5 protein-coding genes are annotated in these 4138 nt (G+C 39.7%); 2 read left to right on the forward strand and 3 right to left on the reverse strand.

Features of this window, described 5'->3' with window-relative positions; all coding sequences use genetic code 11:
- Positions 1-750 (forward strand): hypothetical protein (locus tag ACEW8O_RS00250; protein ID WP_373492609.1); only part of this gene is annotated, 750 nt, incomplete at its 5' end.
- Between the two features lie 11 nt (positions 751-761).
- On the opposite strand, the gene ACEW8O_RS00255 is transcribed toward ACEW8O_RS00250, so the two are convergent.
- From ACEW8O_RS00255 to ACEW8O_RS00265, 3 genes are all read right to left on the reverse strand, one after another.
- Positions 762-1988: an RNA polymerase sigma factor gene (locus tag ACEW8O_RS00255; protein WP_373492610.1), complete on the reverse strand. Its 1227-nt coding sequence runs from the start codon at positions 1986-1988 to the stop codon at positions 762-764.
- A 74-nt stretch (positions 1989-2062) separates the two neighbouring features.
- Positions 2063-2404, reverse strand: a complete 342-nt coding sequence (locus ACEW8O_RS00260) for a YciI family protein (protein WP_373492611.1) — start codon at positions 2402-2404, stop codon at positions 2063-2065.
- A 241-nt stretch (positions 2405-2645) separates the two neighbouring features.
- The gene (locus tag ACEW8O_RS00265; RefSeq protein WP_373492612.1) at positions 2646-3626 is read right to left on the reverse strand and encodes a hypothetical protein; all 981 of its coding nucleotides are present in this window, start codon (positions 3624-3626) and stop codon (positions 2646-2648) included.
- Positions 3627-3851: 225 nt separating this feature from the next.
- On the opposite strand from ACEW8O_RS00265, the gene ACEW8O_RS00270 reads away from it, so the two are divergent.
- Positions 3852-4138: NAD(P)H-binding protein (locus ACEW8O_RS00270; protein ID WP_373492613.1), on the forward strand; the 287-nt coding region annotated here is incomplete at its 3' end.

Genomic DNA, 4138 nt, shown 5'->3' on the forward strand with positions numbered 1-4138 from the left:
TATTATGATTTTTCCACCCATATCGTTTACCTCAAAGAAAATAATAGACTTGAAGGGGATTATGACAAACTTCAGGGTGCAAGAATCATGGTAGATGGTACCGAAATTTATCCCCTCAAAATCCATGAACTTTATTTGTCATCATTTCCATCAGGTCCACATATCAACCGACTGATCGATAATTTTGGGGATTTTGCATTTAGAATCAGCAATAACAATAGTCCAAGTGGATCCAGCAGTGGTTTTCATGACCCAAGGATCGATCCAAGGATTATTGCAGTATTAAAAAGACATAACAAATACAGGGCTGGACTTTCTCTAGAAACCGAATCCATCACACGTCAGGGCAATGAGGTTAGATTAAGAATCAAACTTCGAAATCTCGACAATCAAAGCTATTACCATCTGGATCCCAATAAAATGGGAGTAAATCTTTTCCATTACTTTACCAATGGACTTGTTTTTTTTGATGCTCAGGTACCTGGATACCAATCCAACAAAATCCCGACTGAGCAACCGGAATCTTTTAATCACTGGAGTTTGGACTGGATGTCAGTTATCAAAGGGAAAGAATCCAAAACTTTCAATTTCACCCTCCCATTTGAGAATGTCCCAACAGGAAGGGACCTGAGATTCTTTTACAACTTTCCCAGCCCTGAACGCAGCATCACCCAAAGAAGTGACCTGATACAGGGAAATGGAAGAATTTGGCTGGGAACGGTAGGAATGGAAAAAATGGTAAGGTTTTGATTGTTGGATTTTCAAATTTCCATTATCTTTTTCCGGATCAACATTTTCTCAGTTTCTGTTTTGCAAAGATCAAGCGCTCTTTGGAGATGGGATTTTGCATTTTTGTTGTCTAGACCAAAGTGTAATTCTGCCAAAAGCAAATGATAAAAATGGTTTTTGCCAAGGTTAAGTTTATCGGCTTCCTGAATGGCAATTTCTTTTCCTCTTGATCTGGAAAGTGCATAGGTACGGTTGAGGGCAGTAATCGGGGAATAGGCAATCGATAACAACCTGTTATACAACTGCAGGATATTCTCCCATTTTTCCGAGGTATCATCTTTAATGGTATACCAATAAGCAATACTAGCTTCCAAAAAATAAATTGATATAACAGGCCATTCTGCGCTCTTTTGCAGGTAGTAATTCCCCCTTTCTATCAATTCGCTGTTCCAAAGGGAGGTATCTTGATTATGGTACATAACCATTTCGCCTCCTTCCCCCATCCTGGCATCCAGTCTTGAAGCCTGAAAACACATCAAAGCCATCAGGGCATTGGTAAGATGTTGGTTTGTTGGACGAAATTCCAGCAATAGGTAATTCAACCTCATTGCCTCCAGGCAAAGGTCTTTTCGGATCACTGACTCTGATCTTTCAGAATAATAACCTTCGCTGAAAAGCAGGTAAATGGTTTTTAAAACTGCCTCCAACCGATTATCAATTTCCCCATTACCAGACATACTCAACTGAACATCCCCCATTCGAAGCTTTTCCTTTGCCCTATACAACCGCTTGTTAATGGTCTCCTTATTGGTCAGAAATGCATCAGCAATCTCATCTATCCCAAATCCACAAAGAATCCGGAGTGCAAGGCTAATCTGGGATTCGGCAGGTAGAGACGGATGGCAAACAGCAAACAACATTTGTAGCTGACTGTCTTTAATGTTTGGTTCGGTAAGGTCAATATCTATTTCTTCCCCTCCAACATACTCCTTTTGGATTTGGAAAGAAATTTTTCTGCTGAAAAGCTGATCCTTTTTTAAATAATTGTAGGTTTTGTTTTTGGCCACACTATAAAGCCAGGCTTTGGGATTTTCGGGAATTCCCTGATAAGGCCAAATCTCCATTGCGGACATAAAAGTGTCGCTGACAATGTCCTCTGCTATTTCCACATGCTCAATTCCGAACAAGCGGGAGAGTACAGCAACTATTTTGCTGTACTCTGACCTGAACAAATGAGGGATGGGATCTGATTCCTTCATGTTTGGGTACTTTGTTCAAACCTAAACAAAGGACAGAAGCAAAGAATTAGCTTTGGCCAAGTTCAAGGATTTGATCATTGTTTCAAAATCTCCCTCACCTCAACTGTATTCCCTTCTCCTTGAAGGATAGGAGTTCCTTTGGCAAATTCTGCAGCTTCATTTGCGGATTCAGCCCTGACAATGACATAGCCCCCGATGGTTTCTTTGATGTCCCCAAACGGGCCGTTGGTCACTAACTTCTGATGATCCACTACTTTAGCATCATCAAATAACAAGCCTGTACCACTGACAAATTTGTTTTGGGCTGCTATTCCCCCAACCCAATCCATTTGATGTTTCATCCAAATCTCCATTTGTTCAGGTGAAACTTTCCCGGTTGCATTTTCATGTCTGAAAATCAAAATAAACTCTTTCATAGTAATGTGTTTTTAAGATTTTTAAATAAACGATTTACAGAGAAGACAATCGGAATCCATTGGATTGGACATCTTTTTAAATTATTATTTAAATGCATATCCGCAACTCTGCCAGTGATTTGGTAATTCAATACAATTCTAGGTGGGAGGTTTAAAGACCCGGTACATCGGTCTTCGGACTTCCTTCCTGTTTGTAATAGAATATTGAGTTATTGGGAAAGAAGCATATAACCACAATTTTTCACTTCAATTTCAACACTTCCGTAATATTGATCATATAGATATTCCCGCCACCGTTCAAAGGTGCATCAAGCAATTCCCGGTAATTTTTTAAATCCAAAAATTTATTTTTGAATAATTCCGTATCCATCCTGTCACTCGTAAAAAACAAATATTTTCCATCAAAGCTGACGAATGGACAGTAATCCAAAGATTTGGAATTGATCTTATCCCCCAGATTTTTGGCAGGAAGCCAATTGTCTGTACTGTCTTTGAAACTGATATACAGGTCTCCCCTTCCCCGATCAACCTTTCTACCCCAAGCCGAAAAAATCAGAAATTCCTCATCAGGATCTACAAAGGCGTTGAATTCATCCATTGGAGAATTGATGGCCGTATCCAATGCCACAGGCTCCAAATATCGACCGTTTTCAAAACGACAAAGAAAAATATCCTCTCTGCCCACACCACCTTCCCTTGATGCAGTAAAATAGAGATTGCCATTTTTCGCTATTGAGGGGAAAAATTCATTTTTATCTGAATTGACCGGACTGCCGACATTTATTGGATTTCCCCAAGTACCGGTTTCTTTTTCCACATACCAAATATCCATGTCTGTGATTTCTGCACCATCGGTCTTTGGTCTGTTGGAAGAAAAAAACAATTTTTTGCCGTCAGGGGAAAACGCCGGCTCCAAATCACTATAACTATCGGAGAAGCTTGCAACTTCGGGTCCTGTCCATTCATCACCACTTTTGCTACTTTGAATGATAATGGAAAACCCGGTTCTTGGATGCTGTATGGTATAAAACAGTTCATCTCCGTTTGGAGAAAGAGCAAAATCCCTTTCGAAGTTACGTGTAGAAATTATCCCTTCTCCGAATACCGTTGCTTCATCGGAATCCATAAAATCGAGGGTAAAAGTTGGGGGTTTTTCGGTTTTGGGAGAGCATTGGAATAAGAGAAGGACAAATAGAAGAAATATCGAAATTGAAAGTTTCATGTTGTTGGTGCTTGGGCTTATTTGTTTTTTCAATTGAATATACAAACAAATCGGAATTAGATTGGTTTCATGCATAAATGTGGTTACATCCCTATTGAAAACCCATTATTTCATTGCTTCATTGGTAATTTATTCTTGAAGTTAGAAGTTTAATTTAGGGAAAATTCCATCGTAGCGTAAGCCCAAAACAAGAAAAATATTTCTCTATCTTGTCAACAAAAAACAATGGGAGATTCTTCTCTTCACACCATTCTTGGGTCAACCGGTAATATCGGAACTTCATTGGCCAAAGACCTGACCGCTTTCACTGCCAATATCCGATTGGTCAGTCGAAATCCCAAAACCATCATGGGCAATGAAGAATTGGTAATAGCTGATTTTCTCAATGAAGAAGCTGTGGATAAAGCCATTGCCGGTTCGGGTACGGTGTATTTGGTCGCAGGCATTACCTACCGGATCAAAATCTGGAGGGAACAATGGCCTATCATCATGGGGAATGTGATAAAAGCCTG

Origin of the sequence: Aquiflexum sp., from assembly GCF_041749095.1 — a bacterium.
GTDB lineage: Bacteria > Bacteroidota > Bacteroidia > Cytophagales > Cyclobacteriaceae > Aquiflexum.